Below are 15,034 nucleotides of genomic sequence, written 5' to 3'. Positions count from 1 at the left end.
TTATACTCCCGCGCTTTCCCCTGTTGGGGTTTACAACAGGCGCTGGCTCTATCAAACCGGGGCGGCGTCGTTTTTCGAAAGAGGGTTTTGAAATGGCAATGACCACCGAACAAAAGGCGAACATCGTCGCCGAATACGCTCAGGGCAAGGGTGATACCGGTTCGCCGGAAGTCCAGGTTGCGCTCCTGAGCGCCCGTATCAACGATCTGCAGCCGCACTTTAAGGAGCACATGAAGGATCACCACTCGCGTCGTGGTCTTCTGCGCCTGGTGTCGCAGCGTCGTAAATTGCTCGACTACCTGAAGGGCAAGGATGTGGAGCGTTACCGTACCCTGATCACCAAGCTTGGTCTGCGCAAGTAATCGGCCTGGGATCGAATCAAAAAAAGCGGCTAGGAGATTCCGGCCGCTTTTTTGCTTTTCCGGAAGCGTGTTTTTAAGTCGTTGTTATTGTTGAGTAATGTGAGAGAAAGGAAGTTCATGTTTAATGTAGCGAAAAAAACGTTTGCTTATGGCGCACATCAGGTCACCATCGAAACCGGTGAGGTCGCCCGCCAGGCTGGCGGTGCCGTGGTGGTGACGATGGAAGAAACGGTCGTTCTGGTGACCGTTGTTGGCGCAAAGAATGCCAAGCCCGGTCAGGATTTCTTCCCGTTGACCGTGGATTATCAGGAAAAGGTTTACGCTGCTGGCCGTATCCCCGGCGGTTTCTTCAAGCGTGAAGGTCGCCCGTCGGAAAAGGAAATCCTGACGTCGCGCCTGATCGACCGGCCGATTCGACCGCTGTTCCCGGAAGGTTTCTACAACGAAGTGCAGGTCGTGGCGACGGTGCTCTCCCTGAATCCGGAAGTTGATTCCGATATTCCGGCGATGATCGGTGCTTCCGCCGCCTTGGCAATTTCCGGCATTCCTTTCGCCGGTCCCATCGGTGCCGCTCGCGTCGGCTACATCAATGGCGAATACGTACTCTGCCCAACCCTGTCGCAGCTCAAGGACAGCCAGCTTGATCTGGTCGTCGCCGGTACCGAAGCGGCCGTGCTGATGGTTGAATCGGAAGCCGACCAGCTGTCGGAAGACGTCATGCTCGGCGCTGTCGTGTTCGGCCACAACGAAATGCAGAAGGCGATCAACGCCATCAACGAACTGGTTGAGGAAGCCGGTAAGCCGGAATGGGACTGGCAGGCGCCAGCCAAGGACGAAGCCCTGGTCGCCCGTCTGAAGGATCTGGTGGGTGCCAAGTTGGAAGAAGCCTACAGCATCACTTCCAAGCAGGCCCGCAGCCAGCGCGTCAAGGAAATCTCCGCTGAAGCCGTGGCCGCCCTGTGCACTGGCGAAGAGGGTGCGCCCGATGCCAACACCGTCGGCAACCTGTTCTTCGAAATGGAAGCCGCCATCGTGCGTGGTCGCATCCTGTCCGGTCAGCCGCGTATCGACGGTCGCGACACCCGCACCGTGCGTCCGATCACCATGCGTTCCGGCGTTCTGCCGCGCACCCACGGTTCGGCGCTGTTCACCCGCGGCGAAACGCAGGCGCTGGCGGTTGCCACGCTGGGCACCAACCGCGATGAGCAGATCATCGACGCGCTGGCCGGCGAATACCGCGACCGCTTCATGCTGCACTACAACATGCCCCCGTACGCCACTGGCGAATGCGGTCGTGTCGGTACGCCGAAGCGTCGTGAAATCGGTCACGGCCGTCTGGCCAAGCGTGCGCTGCTGGCTGTGCTGCCGAAGCCGGAAGACTTCTCGTACTCGATGCGTGTCGTTTCCGAAATCACCGAGTCGAACGGCTCCTCGTCGATGGCTTCGGTCTGCGGCGGTTGTCTGGCGCTGATGGATGCCGGCGTGCCGCTGAAGGCGCACGTTGCCGGCATCGCCATGGGTCTGATCAAGGACGGTAACCGTTTTGCCGTGCTGACTGACATCCTGGGTGATGAAGATCACCTCGGCGACATGGACTTCAAGGTGGCTGGCACCACCGGCGGTATCACCGCGCTGCAGATGGACATCAAGATTCAGGGCATCACCAAGGAAATCATGCAGGTTGCTCTGGCGCAAGCCAAGGACGCCCGTCTGCACATCCTGAACCTGATGCAGGAAGCCGCAGCTGGTCCGCGCCAGGAAATGTCGGCTTACGCACCGCGTCTGTACACCTTCAAGATCAATCCGGAAAAGATCCGCGATGTGATCGGCAAGGGCGGCGCCGTCATCCGTGCGCTGACCGAAGAGACCGGTACCACCATCGACATCCAGGACGACGGCACCATTACCATCGCCGCCACCTCGGGCGAAGCCGCTGCACTGGCACGCGCCAAGATCGATGCGATTACTGCTGAAGTGGAAATCGGCAAGATCTACGAAGGGACCGTGCTCAAGATTCTTGAATTCGGTGCCATCGTTCAGGTTCTGCCGGGCAAGGATGGTCTGCTGCACATTTCGCAGATTGCCAAGGAACGCGTCAGCAAGGTCGAAGACTATGTCAAGGAAGGCCAGGTTGTCCGCGTCAAGGTACTCGAAACCGATGATCGCGGTCGCGTCAAGCTGTCGATGAAGGCGCTGCTGGAAGATGCTCCGGCGGCTGAGGGTGCGGCTCAGGAATAAGCTGTTTCCGGCCAACGAAAAAGGCACCTGCGGGTGCCTTTTTCAATTATCTGCTCGGTGAAGTTCGCTCCGCGAACAAGCAGCGCAGGGACGATGTCAGGTGTGGGCGCCGGGAATCTCCAGCGCCCAGGCGACTACCAGAGTTGCCACCACGGTGTTTTTCTCTCTAGTCCGGTGCTGATGTAGCGGCTGTTGGGGAAGTTTTTCTTGAACACACGGTCAGCATCGTCGCGCAGATCCTGCATGCCCAGTTTGTCGTAAGAGATCACCATGATGTACAGGGCCTCTTCGATGGCCGGCGCTTGCGGGTAGGTTTCCAGCGCGATCTGGGCGCGATTGGCGGCGGCGATGTAGGCGCCACGTTTGAAATAGTAGCGGGCGACGTGCACTTCCAGCGACGCGAGCGCATTGACCAGATAGTTCATGCGGGCAATGGCATCCGGCGTGTATTTGCTCTTGGGAAAGCGGGTGGTCAGCTCCTTGAACGTATCAAAGGCTTCACGGGCGGCTTTGGGGTCGCGTTCGGTCTGGTCCTGGGTGTTGAGATAGGCGATCAGGCCCAGGTCTTCGTTGAAATTGACCAGCCCCTTGAGGTAGTAGGCGTAATCCACCGCCGGGTGGTTGGGGTGCAGCTTGATGAAGCGGTCGGCGGCGGCGAGAGCCGAACCGGGCTCGCCAGCTTTCCAGTAAACGTAGGCCAGCTCCAGTTGGGCCTGCTGGGCGAAGCGGCCGTAGGGATAGCGGGCTTCAAGTTTTTCCAGGAATTTGACGGCGTTTTCCCATGAGCCTTCGGCCTGTGCCTCCTTGGCTTCTCCATACAATTTGTTGGCCGACCAGCCGGCTGTTTCGTCATATTCAGTGGTGCTGCTGCAGGCGGCCAGGGTGGCCAGGGCGAAAACCGCCAGCAGGCGGCGCAACAGAACGAAAGACGAGGCGGAAAATGCAGGTACACTGCGCATCATGAATGATCCTTATCAGAACGCGGGCGATTATAGCCCAAGCGAGCCTTTCGACATGGCGGTACCGCTTACCAGCGGTGGCCGTAGATTGGACCAGGTACTGGCGGAACTCCTGCCACAGCATTCGCGTAACCGGTTGCAAGGCTGGATTCGCGATGGTCTGCTGACTCTGGATGGCGTTACGGTCACGGAACCGAAACGCAAGCTGGCAGGTGGCGAGCAACTTGCTCTGCTGCTGCCGGATGCCACACCCAGCGAGGAAATTCCGGAGGATATTCCGCTGCAGGCGGTGTTTGAAGATGAATCCATTCTGGTCCTCAATAAACCGGCAGGGTTGGTCGTGCATCCTGGGAGCGGCAATCGCCAGGGGACATTGCTCAATGCCTTGCTGCACCACGTGCCGGGCAGTGCGGCACTGCCGCGCGCCGGTATCGTGCACCGCCTGGACAAAGACACCAGCGGTTTGATGGTGGTGGCCAAAACCCTGGAAGCACAGACCGATCTGGTGCGCCAATTGCAGGCGCGGACGGTGAAGCGGCAATATCTGGCGTTGGTGGCGGGGCGACTGGAGCGCAGTGGCGGTGTTGATGTGCCAATCGGGCGGCATCCGGTGCAGCGCATCAAGATGGCCGTGGTGCCGGAAAGCCGTGGGGGCAAAGCAGCCCTGACGTATTACCGGCCCCTGCTGCTTTTCCCCGGCTGCACTTACGTTGAATGCACTCTGGAAACCGGGCGTACGCATCAAATCCGGGTGCATATGGCACACATCGGCCATCCGCTGGTGGGTGATCCGGTGTATGGCAAGCGCGATCCCCGGTTGCCGGTGTTCGCTCGACAGGCTTTGCACGCCACCCGCTTGGCCCTGCTGCATCCGCTGACGGGGCAGCGCATGCAGTGGGAAGCGCCGCCGCCGGAAGACATGCGCCAGTTGCTGGAAGACCTCGGTTACTGCTGATTTCTCATGCATTTCATTGTTCCTCAATGGCCTGCGCCGGAAAACGTGCGCGCGGTGCAGACGGTGCGCACCGGTGGGTACAGCCTGCCGCCCTGGGCCAGCTTTAACCTGGCCGGGCATGTGGGTGATGATCCCGCGCATGTGGCCGCCAATCGGCAGCTGCTTGCGGCGCAGTTGCCATATCCCCCCTGCTGGCTGGAACAGGTACATGGCACGACGGTCGTTGATGCCGCCGCTGCGCCGTCCGGCAGCATTGCCGATGCCAGTTTCAGCCATGGCCCGGGCAGCGTATGTGTTGTCATGACAGCCGATTGCCTGCCGGTGTTGTTCTGCGTCCGGAATGGTTCGGCGGTGGCGGCGGCGCATGCTGGCTGGCGTGGATTGCAGGCGGGCGTGCTGGAACAGACGCTGGCTGCCCTGGCCGTGCCGCCGGAAGATGTGCTGGCCTGGCTGGGGCCGGCAATCGGCCCGGAAAATTTCGAAGTGGGCGGGGAGGTGCGTGCTGCCTTCATGGCGACCGATGGGGAGGCCCAGCGGGCGTTTCGCCCCGGTGCGCCTGGTAAATGGTGGTGCGACCTCTATCTTCTTGCCCGTCAGCGGCTGGAAAAGGCGGGTGTTCGTCACATCTATGGTGGCGAGGAATGCACGGTTGCCGATAGCGCGCGCTTTTTTTCCTACCGCCGTGACGGCGTGACCGGCCGTATGGCCAGTCTGATCTGGCTGCAGCCAACGTGATGGCATGACGCAGGACATCCTGACTGTTTTTCTGCTGCTGGGCGCTTGTATCCTGGCTTTCACCGTCAATCGACCGCGCATGGATGCGGTGGCGCTGCTGGCGCTTCTGGCGCTGGTACTCACCGGCATCCTCACCGTTGACGAAGCACTGGCCGGCTTCAGCGAACCCAGCGTGGTGCTGATTGCGGCCTTCTTCGTCATCGGTGAGGCGCTGGTTCGTACCGGCGTGGCCTACCGTGTGGGTGACTGGCTGGTGCGGCGTGCCGGCAATAGTGAACCACGCCTGCTCGTATTGCTGATGCTGGCGGTGGCTGGACTGGGCTCGGTGATGAGTTCAACCGGCGTGGTCGCCATCTTCATTCCGGTCACGCTCGGTATCGCCAGTCGCATCGGTGTGCCCCCGGGGCGTCTGATGATGCCGCTGGCCTTTGCCGGCCTGATGAGCGGCATGCTGACCCTGGTCGGCACGCCGCCGAACATGGTTGTTAACAGTGAGTTGGCGCGTGCCGGGCAGGCGGGATTCGGGTTTTTCGATTTCACGCCGATGGGCCTGATCGTGCTCGGCCTGGGGATCGCTTACATGCTCCTGCTGCGCCAGCGCATTGCTCCGGCCAGTACAGAGGGGGCACAGCCGGCCAGCCCACAGCGACGCCTGCGTGATCTTGCCCGGGATTACGACCTGCTGGAGCGTGGTCGTCGTCTGCAGGTCAAGCCGGGGTCACCGCTGATTGGCAGGACCCTGGGCGACATGCAACTGCGCAAGTTGTACGGCGCCAACGTGCTGGCCATCGAGCGCCAGCGCCCGCTCGGGCGGGACATGTTGTCGACGTCGGCCAACCTGGAAATTGCAGTGGCCGATGTGCTGCTGGTTGATTTCATCCATCCCGATCTTGATCTGTGGTGTTTTTGCGCCGACATGGGTCTGCAGCAACTCAGATTCCAGCAGGATTACTTCGCCGATACGGTGCGCGAGCTGGGGCTGGCCGAAGTACTGGTGCCGCCTGATTCGGCATTGATCGGTAAATCCATCCTCGAACTGCGCATGCGTTCGCAGCGTGGCATCAATGTGGTCGGTTTGCGACGCAAAGGGCGGGCGCTCAGTGCTGCCGGCCTGATTGAAAGAAAGCTGCGGGTTGGCGATACGTTGCTGATCGCGGGCACCTGGAAAGCAATCCGGGCATTGACCGCCGAGGCGCATGATTTCCTCGTCCTGACCCTGCCGGCAGAAATCGCTGAAGCTGCGCCGGCGGCGCGGCGGGCGCCGTTTGCGCTGATTTCGCTGGCGCTCACCGTCGTGTTGATGATTTTTGGCATCGTGCCCAATGTGGTCGCCGCCCTGATCGGCTGCATGCTGCTGGGCGCCTTTCGCTGCATCGACATGGACAGTGCGTATCGTGCCATCCATTGGCAAAGCCTGCTCCTGATCGTCGGTATGCTGCCCTTTGCACTGGCCTTGCAGAAAACCGGCGGTATCACGCTGATTGTTGATGCGATGCTGGGTGTCACCGGGACGGCCTCGCCCAGAATGGTACTGGCGAGTTTGTTCATGCTGACCGCGCTGGTCGGCTTGTTCATCTCGAATACAGCGACCGCCGTTCTGGTGGCGCCGGTTGCTCTGGGACTGGCACAACAACTTGGGGTGTCGCCCTATCCGTTCGCCATGACAGTGGCCCTTGCCGCTTCGGCAGCGTTCATGACGCCCGTGTCATCGCCAGTGAATACGCTGGTGATCGGTCCTGGCCGCTACCGTTTCATCGATTTCGTGCGTCTGGGAGTGCCTTTTACACTGCTCGTGATGCTGGCGTGCGTAGCCTTGCTGCCGGTGTTTTTTGCTTTTTGAACACCTTCCGGAACGCTTACTCGGGTTTTTCCGGCGTTTCCTTCTGCGCCAGCATCTCGCGATAGGCTCGCCGCTGCCGGCGCACCTTGCTGGCACTCATCCAGAGCAGTATGCCGCAGGGCAGCAGGCCGTAGAAAACGAAGGAAATGATGCCAAGGAAAACACTGCGTTCATTGACGGCGATGAGAAGGGTGACGTAAAGCCAGCCGATAGCGATGATGTACATGGCAGGATTATGCATTGACAGCCCCGGCTGTGCTATGGAGAATCCGGTGGCTAGGCCTGACCAAATGAAGCGAGAAAAATATCCATGACGCAAGAATCGAAGGGGAACGAGGCATTCATGGGTTCAGCGCTGCAGTTCATGCAGGCTGGACAGAACATGATGCAGCAGTTCATGCAGGCCGTAGCACAAAGCCAGGGGCAAGGTGGCGCAGGGCAGGTGCCCCCCGGTTTGCCGCTGAATCTGCCGGCGATCGATCCGCAAGCCATGACTGCCTTGCAGAAAAACTTCATGGATCAGCAGATGTCCCTGTGGCAGGCCATGCTGGCCAAGCAGAAGGGAGAAACCCCCACGTTCCAGGTCGAGCCGGAAGCCGGCGACCGCCGCTTCAATGCGCCGGAATGGAAGGCGAGTCCCATTTATGACTACATCCACCAGGCTTACTTGCTCAATGTCCAGCATCTGAATGAGATGGTTGAGGCGCTGCCGGTGGAAGACACCAAGGGGCGGGAAAAGCTGCGCTTCCTTGCTCGCCAGATTGCGGACGCTCTGGCGCCGACCAACTTTGCTGCGACCAACCCGGAATTCATCAAGCATGCCCTGGAAACCAAGGGGCAGAGCATCACCGACGGTATCAATAATCTGCTCAAGGACTTCGAAAAAGGTCGGATCTCGATGACCGACGAGAGCGTCTTCGAGGTCGGCAAGAACATCGCGACCACTGAAGGTGCGGTGGTTTATGAAAATGAGGTGATGCAGCTCATCCAGTACGCACCGCTGACGGAAAAAGTGGGTGCGCGTCCGTTGCTGGTGGTGCCGCCGTGCATCAACAAGTTCTACATCATGGATTTGCAGCCGGACAACTCGTTGATCCGCTTCGCAGTGGAGCAGGGCAACACGGTGTTCCTAGTGTCCTGGCGCAATCCCATGGAAGCACAGGGCCACCTGCGCTGGGACGATTACCTCGAACAGGGGCCGGTCGCCGCGCTGGAAACCATCAAGGCAATCACCAAGGCCAAGGAGATCAATGCGCTCGGATTCTGTGTCGGGGGAACCATCCTGACCTCAGCGCTGGCGGTGCTCAAGGCGCGTGGCGATACCAGTGTCAAATCGCTGACCCTGCTGACGACGCTGCTCGATTTTTCTGATACCGGGGAAATCGGGCTTTTCATTGACGAGCAGGCCGTCAGTCTGCGCGAACAGAGCATCGGCCAAGGCGGCTTGCTGCCGGCGCGCGATCTGCAGAACACGTTCTCCTTCCTGCGCGCCAACGATCTGGTCTGGAATTACGTGCAGAACAATTACCTTAAGGGCCAGAAACCGCAGGCCTTTGATCTGCTGTACTGGAATTCCGATTCAACCAATCTGCCTGGTCCGTTTGCGGCCTGGTACATGCGCAACATGTACCTGAACAACAGTCTGCGCGTGCCAGGCAAGCTTGAAATGTGCGGCGTCAAGGTGGACCTGTCGGAACTCGACATGCCGGTATATATCCTTGCCACCCGCGAAGATCATATCGTGCCCTGGCAAACGGCGTATCAGAGCACCCGTATTCTCAGCGGCAAGCAGCGATTTGTGCTCGGGGCTTCCGGTCACATCGCCGGGGTCATCAATCCGGCCAGCAAGAACAAGCGCAGCTACTGGGTCAACGAAGATATCAGCCTTGATGCCGGGAACTGGCTGGCCAATGCAGCCGAGGTCAAAGGCAGCTGGTGGAATGACTGGGCCGCCTGGCTCAAGCCGCAACAAGGCGCGGCGCGTGCAGCGCGCAAGCTGGGCAGTACGGCGCATCCACCGATCGAACCAGCACCGGGGCGCTATGTGCGCGAACGTGCCGTCTGAATTCTCGATTCATATTGACGGCGACTGGCCAGGTGTCATGAGCCGTTTTTTCAACCCCGCTTTACCAACAAGGAAGGAAACAGCATGACTCAACGTGTTGCACTCGTTACCGGCGCCATGGGCGGCCTGGGCACCGCCATCTGCCAGGAACTGGCCAAGGCTGGTCACAAGGTAGTCGCTGCCTATCATCCGCAGTTCGACAACAAGGATGAATGGCTGAAGGAACAGGCTGCCGCAGGTTTCAAGGATTTCGTCTGCGTTGCCGGCGATGTCTCCGTGCTCGAAGACTGCCAGAAGATGGTGGCCGACGCTGAAGCCGCCTGCGGCCAGGTCGACATCCTGATCAACAACGCCGGCATCACCCGTGACCGGATGTTCGCCAAGATGGAAAAAGAAGGCTGGGATGCCGTCATCGCCACCAACCTGACCTCGCTGTTCAACATGACCAAGCAAGTCTCCGCCAAGATGGCCGAGCGCGGCTGGGGTCGCATCATCAATATCTCCTCGGTCAACGGCGTCAAGGGCCAAATGGGTCAGACCAACTACTCCGCAGCCAAGGCTGGCGTCATCGGCTTTACCAAAGCCCTGGCCGCCGAACTGGCCAACAAGGGCGTGACGGTCAACGCCATTGCCCCGGGCTATGTGGCGACCAAGATGGTCATGGCGATCAAGCCGGAAATCCTGCAGACCATCGTCGACTCCGTGCCGATGAAGCGTCTGGCCAAGCCGGAAGAAATCGGTTTCGCCTGCGCCTACCTGTCGAACGAACTGTCCGGCTTCACCACCGGCGCCACCATCAACATCAACGGCGGTCTGTACTACCAGTAAGCCGAGGATCAGGTGCCGTGTCCGCACGGTACGCATGGATCTTCAAGAGCCCGGCATTGCCGGGCTTTTTTGCTGTCTGTGGTTTGCCTTGCTAACTATCCGCAACTTACGTATATTTAACCAATGAAAGCCTTGTTCGTTGAACTGCCGGCATTTGCCAAATATCGTGCCGACTACTTGGACGATGAGGGGTTTCGCGGCTTGCAGCAGTCGCTGCTGAAGAACCCGGAGGCCGGCGAGGTGATCGAAGGTGCGGGCGGCCTGCGCAAGTTGCGCCATGGTGATCAGCGGCGTGGCAAAGGCAAACGCGGCGGATTGCGGGTGATCTATTACTGGTGGGATGGAGGTCGGCAATTCTGGCTCTTCACCCTGTACGACAAGGACGAAATGGAGAACTTGAGTGCCGACGAGAAGAAGGTGCTCAAGGGAATGTTGAAAGTGGAACTGGAGGCGAGACGATGAAAAAGCGGAACCTGTTTGCAGAGATTGCCGAGGGCTTTGATGCCTTGGCGGACGAGCGCGCCGGCAAGCAGACGCTGCGCACGCACAAAGTCGAGGCTCGTCCGTCGCCGGAGGTTACGGCCGAGGAACTGGTGATGTTGCGTGAGCGTCTGCATCTGTCGCGTCCGGTATTTGCGGGCTACCTGCGCACCAATCCACGGACGCTGGAGAACTGGGAGCAAGGCCGGGCCAAGCCGAATGCCCAGGCTTCCCTGCTGATTCGTCTGGTCGAGAAATTCCCTGATACCGTTGATCGACTGGCAGCGGTTTGAGGTCTAGCACTGCACAAACGAGTAGCCCAGTGAGTAGCTTGTCTGATGGCAAAAACTCAAGACCATTGCGGCACTACCAGTAAGCTGAGGATCAGGTGCCGTGTCCGCACGGTACGCATGGATCTTCAAGAGCCCGGCATCGCCGGGCTTTTTTTGTCCAGAAGAATGTACAGGAGGAGATTCTGTCTGGCCTGGCCTATACTGGCCCTGCGTTGTCGCAGCACTCACACGTAACTTGATGCAAAGCAAAAGGAGACGCTCATGAGCATGATGCAAGCAGCCGTTTTTGTCGCCCCGGGTCGAATCGAACTGGCGGACAAGAAAATCCCGGATGTCGGACCGAATGATGCGCTGATCCGGATTACGACCACCACCATCTGCGGGACCGACGTACATATCCTGAAGGGCGAATATCCGGTCGTTCCCGGTCTGACCGTGGGTCACGAACCGGTTGGCGTGATCGAGAAACTGGGCAGCGCTGTCCAAGGCTACCAGGAGGGACAGCGGGTCATTGCTGGTGCGATCTGTCCCAATTTCAACAGTTATGCAGCGCAGGATGGTTTTCCTTCGCAGGATGGTAGCTACCTGATCCCAAGCGGGAAGTGTGCCTGCCACGGTTACAAGGCGACTGCCGGCTGGCGCTTTGGCAACCTGATCGATGGCACCCAGGCGGAATACGTGCTGGTGCCGGATGCACAGGCCAACCTGGCGCCGATTCCCGATGGGTTGACGGACGAGCAGGTGCTGATGTGTCCGGACATCATGTCCACCGGTTTCAAGGGAGCGGAAAACGCCAATATCAAGATCGGTGATACCGTGGTCGTCTTTGCGCAGGGGCCGATTGGCCTGTGTGCCACCGCCGGGGCACGCCTGCTGGGGGCCACCACCATTATTGCGGTCGATGGCAATGATCACCGTCTGGGCATTTCCAAGGTGATGGGCGCCGATGTGACGCTCAATTTCCGTAACTGCGACGTGGTGTCCGAAGTCATGAAACTGACGGGCGGGCGCGGTGCCGACAGCGCCATCGAAGCGCTCGGGACGCAAGCGACCTGGAACCAGGCGCTGCAGGTGTTGAAACCGGGCGGTACCCTGTCCAGCCTGGGCGTGTACTCGGAAGACCTGAAGATTCCGATGGCCAATTTTGCCGCCGGACTGGGCGACCATACCATTCGCACGGCCCTCTGCCCCGGCGGCAAGGAGCGCATGCGCCGGTTGATGAACGTGATTGCGGCCGAACGGCTCGATCTGGGCGTGCTGGTCACCCATCAGTACAAACTGGACGACATCGTCGCCGCCTATGACTTGTTTGCCAATCAGCGCGATGGCGTGCTGAAGATCGCGATCAAGCCGTAAGTCTTGCTGCCGCCCGTCGGCACATGGCGGCACATGGCGCAAACCCCGTGGCAGTTGCCACGGGGTTTTTTACTCTAGGTACTCGATGCGCAGCTGCGGATTTTCAACGCCCTGGTATTCGTTGATCTGGACCTGAAACACCGCGCGTGTGCGAGCTTCCGGTTGCTGGCTGAAATTGAACTGGATGGCCTCGAAACGCTGATTACCTTTGCGTAGCTGCAGTTTGAGGTGTTTTTCCTTGAGGATGCGTTGTTGTTCGACGTCGAAATCGTCAACGAACAGCGGTGCGGGGAAACCTTGGCCCCAGATTTCGTTCTGCAGCAGGTGCGCCGTTTCCAGGTTGACGTAGCCGGTTTCGAGGGGGCCATCGGTTTCCAGGCTACGGGTGAGATCGGCGGGGGTCAGGAGTTCTCCGGCGACCTCGGCGAACAGGCTCTGGAAACGGGGGAAGTCCGCAGCCTTCAGTGTGGTACCGGCAGCCATGGCGTGGCCGCCGAAGCGCAGCAGGAGGTCGGGGGCGCGCTTGCTCATCAGGTCCAGGGCGTCGCGCAGGTGCAGCCCGGGGATGGAGCGGCCGGAGCCTTTGATGACGCCGCCCTCGCCGGGGGCGAAGGCGAAGACCGGGCGATGCAGCTTTTCCTTGATGCGCGAAGCGAGGATGCCAACCACGCCTTCGTGCCAGCTGGCGTCGAACAGGGCGACGCCGGGCGCGGCATCGTTGACGTCCATGGCCTCAAGCAGGGTCAGGGCCTGCGCCTGCATGTCAGCCTCGATTTCCCGCCGGGCCACGTTGAGTGCGTTGAGTTCTTGGGCAATGTTGAGAGCCCGGGCCGGGTCGTTGGTGATCAGGCACTCGACGCCCAGACGCATGTCGGCAAGTCGGCCGGCGGCATTCAGGCGCGGTCCCAGGGTAAAGCCCAGATCGAAGGTGGTGGCGCGTTTCGGATCGCGGCCAGCGGCCTTGAACAGTGCCGCCAATCCCGGTTGCAGGCGGCCGGCGCGGATGCGCTGCAGTCCCTGGCTGACCAGAATGCGATTGTTGCGGTCGAGTTTGACCACGTCGGCGACCGTGCCCAGGGCAACCAGGTCGAGCAGATCGGCAAAATTGGGTTCCGGGCGGTCGTGGAAATAACCGCGCTGGCGCAGTTCGGCGCGCAGCGCCAGCATGACGTAGAACAGCACGCCGACCCCGGCCAGGTTCTTCGAGGCGAAGCTGCAGCCCGGTTGGTTGGGGTTGACGATGCAGTCGGCGGCGGGCAATTCGTCGCCCGGCAGGTGGTGGTCGGTAATCAGGGTGGCGATACCCAGCGCCTGGGCCCGGGCGACACCATCCAGGCTGGCGATGCCGTTATCGACCGTGATGATGAGGTCCGGTGCCTGTTCGGCGGCCAGATCGACGATGGCAGGGGAGAGGCCGTAGCCGAGTTTGAACCGGTCGGGCAGCAGGAAATCGACCTGGGCGCCGAGGGCGCGCAGGGCACGGATGCCGACGGCCGTGGCGGTAGCGCCATCGCAGTCATAGTCGCCGATGATGAGCAGCTGGGCTTCCGCTTCGATGGCGTCAGCAAGCAGTACGGCTGCGTCGCCGGCATGGGTGAGACTGAGCGGCGGCAGCAATCCTTTCAGGTCGTAGTCGAGTTCCTTCCGGTCACTGACGCCACGGGCTGCATAGAGCCGCGCCAGCAGGGGATGCACCCCTTGTTGTTCCAGTTGCCAGGCGCTGCGGGCTGGCGCAGTGCGAGTGGTGATGCGGGTCACGGTGTCATTCCTTGTGGGGTGGCGGGGCCGGCGAGGGCTAGGGCCAGCTGTTGCGGGCTGCGGCCCCGTTGCCAGAAGTGCCAGCGGGCGCTGCCTGTGAGCGACCAGTGCAGGGTGCCGTACACGGTGGGGGCAACCAAATCGAGACGGCGCAGGGTTTTTCCGAGTTGCTGGCGCAAGGGGGCAAACCAGGCGTTTTCCAGTGCGGCGAAGGCTTGCTGCCAGCCTTCCGGGTTTTCGTACAGCACGCCGGGCAGCAGCGAGTCGAGGTGCACCAGAGGGCGTTGTCTGCTGCTGGCGAGTACGGTGTCGGCGCTGTGCGGCAGATTTTCGGCAGTCAGGCCCGCCGCCGCAGCCAGGCCGCGTGCCAGCGGGTCGTCGGCATAGATGGCGTCGAACGGGAGGGTGCAGGGGGCGGCATGACCTTCACCCCACAGCCACAGGCTGTTGATGGCGGGTTCGCCGCGTCCGCTGCGGGCAACATTGACCGGATGCTGGTGGAGGAACATCTGCACCTCGTTCAACCAGCGGTAGAGCGGGGTGGTCTTGTTGTCGATTTCGCCATCCAGGCGGCGGCCCGCGACGCGGGACAGGGGGGCGGCGGCATGTGGGAGCGGCGCATGCAATTCCAGATACCAGCGCCGGGCATCGCCCAGGTGAAAACGGCCGAGGGCGGAAAATTCGTCGTTCAGGGCGGCCAGCAGAGCGCTTGCCTCGGATTCGTCGAGCGGAAAGGCGCCCGCATCAGCAAGGACAATGCGTTCCTGGTGAAAGCGCAGGTGCACCGGGTCGGCGCAGAGGGTGTTTGCGCCCAGCGACAGGGCGGAGCGTTCGCCCAGGCCGCGTAGCTGGGCCATGTTCCGGCCGGCGGCCTGGCAGAGTGCCAGCAGACAGGCTTCGTGTGCGCTGGCAGGCTGCAATTGGAAACTGGCGCGGCCCGTCAGCCAGGAGAAATGCTCCGCCGGCAACTGCGCCAGCGTCAGCGCATCGCCCGGTTCGGGCCAGATCAGTTCGGGAACGAGTAGCGTCAGGTGCACGGGGAAAGGGGAGAAAAACAAAGGGCGCAGTCTACCATCGCCCCCCGCAGGCTTGCCCTGCCTCTCCGGGAATGTGCATTGGCCCGGCCCGGAGCATGTACCATAGCGGCTTTTGCTGCCCCGGCTTC

General features: G+C 60.9%; 14 protein-coding genes. 10 read left to right on the top strand and 4 right to left on the bottom strand.

Annotated features, from left to right (window positions below; genetic code table 11):
• Nucleotides 1-92 precede the first annotated feature (92 nt).
• Nucleotides 93-362 (top strand): 30S ribosomal protein S15, encoded by a 270-nt coding sequence (gene rpsO / locus JYJ39_RS07495; protein WP_205203296.1) that lies wholly within the window; start codon nucleotides 93-95, stop codon nucleotides 360-362.
• A gap of 117 nt (nucleotides 363-479) precedes the next feature.
• Complete coding sequence (gene pnp / locus JYJ39_RS07490; protein ID WP_205203294.1) at nucleotides 480-2,600, top strand: polyribonucleotide nucleotidyltransferase; 2,121 nt, start codon at nucleotides 480-482, stop codon at nucleotides 2,598-2,600.
• Between the two features lie 134 nt (nucleotides 2,601-2,734).
• Here the strand turns inward: pnp and JYJ39_RS07485 are convergent, their stop codons facing one another.
• Nucleotides 2,735-3,562 (bottom strand): outer membrane protein assembly factor BamD, encoded by an 828-nt coding sequence (locus JYJ39_RS07485; RefSeq protein ID WP_240189589.1) that lies wholly within the window; start codon nucleotides 3,560-3,562, stop codon nucleotides 2,735-2,737.
• Here JYJ39_RS07485 and JYJ39_RS07480 point away from each other — a divergent pair.
• Genes JYJ39_RS07480 through JYJ39_RS07470 form a run of 3 tightly spaced genes read left to right on the top strand, consistent with a single transcriptional unit; the run spans nucleotide 3,561 to nucleotide 7,089 of the window.
• On the top strand, nucleotides 3,561-4,514 hold the full coding sequence (locus tag JYJ39_RS07480; protein ID WP_205203293.1) for an RluA family pseudouridine synthase: 954 nt from the start codon (nucleotides 3,561-3,563) through the stop codon (nucleotides 4,512-4,514). The genes JYJ39_RS07485 and JYJ39_RS07480 overlap by 2 nt on opposite strands.
• Before the next feature lie 6 nt (nucleotides 4,515-4,520).
• Nucleotides 4,521-5,249, top strand: a complete 729-nt coding sequence (gene pgeF / locus JYJ39_RS07475) for a peptidoglycan editing factor PgeF (protein WP_205203292.1) — start codon at nucleotides 4,521-4,523, stop codon at nucleotides 5,247-5,249.
• A gap of 4 nt (nucleotides 5,250-5,253) precedes the next feature.
• Complete coding sequence (locus JYJ39_RS07470) at nucleotides 5,254-7,089, top strand: SLC13 family permease (RefSeq protein WP_205203291.1); 1,836 nt, start codon at nucleotides 5,254-5,256, stop codon at nucleotides 7,087-7,089.
• Nucleotides 7,090-7,105: 16 nt separating this feature from the next.
• Here the strand turns inward: JYJ39_RS07470 and JYJ39_RS07465 are convergent, their stop codons facing one another.
• On the bottom strand, nucleotides 7,106-7,330 hold the full coding sequence (locus JYJ39_RS07465) for a hypothetical protein (protein ID WP_205203290.1): 225 nt from the start codon (nucleotides 7,328-7,330) through the stop codon (nucleotides 7,106-7,108).
• Nucleotides 7,331-7,399: 69 nt separating this feature from the next.
• Here JYJ39_RS07465 and phaC point away from each other — a divergent pair, with 69 nt between their 5' ends.
• The 5 genes from phaC to JYJ39_RS07440 all read left to right on the top strand — a co-directional run bounded on the left by phaC (nucleotide 7,400) and on the right by JYJ39_RS07440 (nucleotide 12,111).
• Nucleotides 7,400-9,154: a class I poly(R)-hydroxyalkanoic acid synthase gene (gene phaC / locus JYJ39_RS07460; protein WP_240189588.1), complete on the top strand. Its 1,755-nt coding sequence runs from the start codon at nucleotides 7,400-7,402 to the stop codon at nucleotides 9,152-9,154.
• A gap of 84 nt (nucleotides 9,155-9,238) precedes the next feature.
• The gene (gene phbB / locus JYJ39_RS07455) at nucleotides 9,239-9,982 is read left to right on the top strand and encodes an acetoacetyl-CoA reductase (protein ID WP_205203289.1); all 744 of its coding nucleotides are present in this window, start codon (nucleotides 9,239-9,241) and stop codon (nucleotides 9,980-9,982) included.
• Between the two features lie 123 nt (nucleotides 9,983-10,105).
• Nucleotides 10,106-10,444: a type II toxin-antitoxin system RelE/ParE family toxin gene (locus JYJ39_RS07450; RefSeq protein ID WP_205203287.1), complete on the top strand. Its 339-nt coding sequence runs from the start codon at nucleotides 10,106-10,108 to the stop codon at nucleotides 10,442-10,444.
• Nucleotides 10,441-10,755 carry a helix-turn-helix domain-containing protein gene (locus JYJ39_RS07445; RefSeq protein ID WP_205203285.1) on the top strand — a complete coding sequence of 105 codons (315 nt, stop codon included), beginning with the start codon at nucleotides 10,441-10,443 and terminating at the stop codon, nucleotides 10,753-10,755. The genes JYJ39_RS07450 and JYJ39_RS07445 overlap by 4 nt, the downstream gene beginning before the upstream one ends.
• Before the next feature lie 261 nt (nucleotides 10,756-11,016).
• Nucleotides 11,017-12,111, top strand: a complete 1,095-nt coding sequence (locus JYJ39_RS07440) for an NAD(P)-dependent alcohol dehydrogenase (RefSeq protein ID WP_205203282.1) — start codon at nucleotides 11,017-11,019, stop codon at nucleotides 12,109-12,111.
• Between the two features lie 69 nt (nucleotides 12,112-12,180).
• On the opposite strand, the gene recJ is transcribed toward JYJ39_RS07440, so the two are convergent.
• Both recJ and JYJ39_RS07430 read right to left on the bottom strand, forming a co-directional pair.
• Complete coding sequence (gene recJ, locus JYJ39_RS07435; protein ID WP_205203280.1) at nucleotides 12,181-13,869, bottom strand: single-stranded-DNA-specific exonuclease RecJ; 1,689 nt, start codon at nucleotides 13,867-13,869, stop codon at nucleotides 12,181-12,183.
• Nucleotides 13,866-14,927: a hypothetical protein gene (locus JYJ39_RS07430; RefSeq protein WP_205203279.1), complete on the bottom strand. Its 1,062-nt coding sequence runs from the start codon at nucleotides 14,925-14,927 to the stop codon at nucleotides 13,866-13,868. The genes recJ and JYJ39_RS07430 overlap by 4 nt, the downstream gene beginning before the upstream one ends.
• Between the last annotated feature and the right edge of the window lie 107 nt (nucleotides 14,928-15,034).

This window comes from Azonexus hydrophilus (genome assembly GCF_905120355.1).
Taxonomy (GTDB): domain Bacteria; phylum Pseudomonadota; class Gammaproteobacteria; order Burkholderiales; family Rhodocyclaceae; genus Azonexus.
This window is presented reverse-complemented; position numbering and strand designations above follow the sequence as displayed.